The organism is Streptomyces sp. NPDC048415 (assembly GCF_040651675.1).
Classification (GTDB): Bacteria; Actinomycetota; Actinomycetes; order Streptomycetales; family Streptomycetaceae; genus Streptomyces.
The window spans coordinates 1,303-2,579 of record NZ_JBEZKJ010000211.1 but is presented as its reverse complement, the minus strand read 5'-3'; the positions used below and the strand labels follow the sequence as shown (position 1 = coordinate 2,579).

The 1,277-nt window shown below is 76.3% G+C and carries 1 protein-coding gene; it reads left to right on the top strand.

What is annotated here, in order from left to right; all coding sequences use genetic code 11:
• Positions 1–23: 23 nt before the first annotated feature.
• Positions 24–1,277, top strand: a 1,254-nt coding sequence (locus AB0D27_RS45320) for a PAS domain-containing protein (RefSeq protein ID WP_362521480.1), incomplete at its 3' end; no start/stop codon positions are given.

Sequence of the window (1,277 nt, the reverse complement as noted above, 5' to 3'; positions counted from 1 at the left end):
GGCGGGCGAGATGGAACGGCACCGTGGCCCTGCGCCACCGCGACGGCCACCGCCTCGAACAGCCCCTGCTCGCCCACCACCGCACCCCCCACACCCCAACCACCCCCGACACTCCGGCCACCCCGGAAGGCCCGGCCACCCCGGAAGGCCCGGCCACCCCGGAAGGCCCGGCCACCCCGGAAGGCCCGGCCACCCCGGAAGGCCCGGCCACACCGGGCGGCCCGACGGGCGGCCCGGCCGGCGAGTGGCTGGTGGTAGCCGCCGTTGCAGGCACACCGCAGCCGCCCGCAGACGAGGTGCTGGGGAGTGAGGCGCTGGAGAGGTGGGTGTTCCGCCAGTCCCCCTGCATCCTCGCGGTCTTCGATACGCAGCTGCGGCTGGTACGGGCCAACGCCGGCATGGAGCAGGCGCTGGCCCTGACCGAGGACCAGATGCGCGGACTGCGCCTGCCCGACCTCGTCCCCCACCCGGCGAGCCAGGAGACCGAGGCGACGATGCGCCGGGCACTGGAAAGCGGCGACATCCAGCACACCGAAACCCACCTCCACCCCACCCGCCCCGCCACACAGCACGGCGGGAGCGGCCCCGCCACACAGCACGCCGGGAGCGACCCCGCCGCGGAGCACGGCGGGAGCGGCCCCGCCGCGGAGCACGGCTGGCCGGCGTCGCTGGCCCCGCTGAAAGACCCCGCCGGCCGGGTCCACGCGGTGTGCCTGACCGCGCACCCCACCGGACCGGAGCAGTCCGCCCGCCGGCGGATGCAGCTGCTGCACGACGCCTCAGCCCGCATCGGCACCACCACAGACGCCCGGCGCACCGCACAGGAACTCACCGACCTCGCCGTCCCCCGCCTCGCCGACTTCGCCGCCGTCGACCTCCTCGACACCCCCCGCGACACCGACACGCCCCCACCGGCCGCAACACTCACCCTCACCCGCACCGCCACCCGATCCACCCACCACCCCCACCCCGCACCCTCAGCCGCCCCCTCAGCCTCCCCTTCCACTTCCGCCTCCGCCTCGGCCTCCGCCTCCGCGGGGGAGCGTTCCCGCTATCCGGAGCTGTCCCCGGTGGCCCAATGCCTGGCCCAGGGCCACGCCACCCTGATCAGCGGCCCCGCCCTCGCCCGCTGGACAGCCCACGACCCGGACAGCGCCGCCCGGATCGGCGGACCAGGCACCCACACCGCGATGGCCGTCCCGATCCGCACGGCCGGCACCACCCTCGGCATCGCCCTCTTCAGCCGCCACACCCACCCCGACCCCTACCAGCCGGAC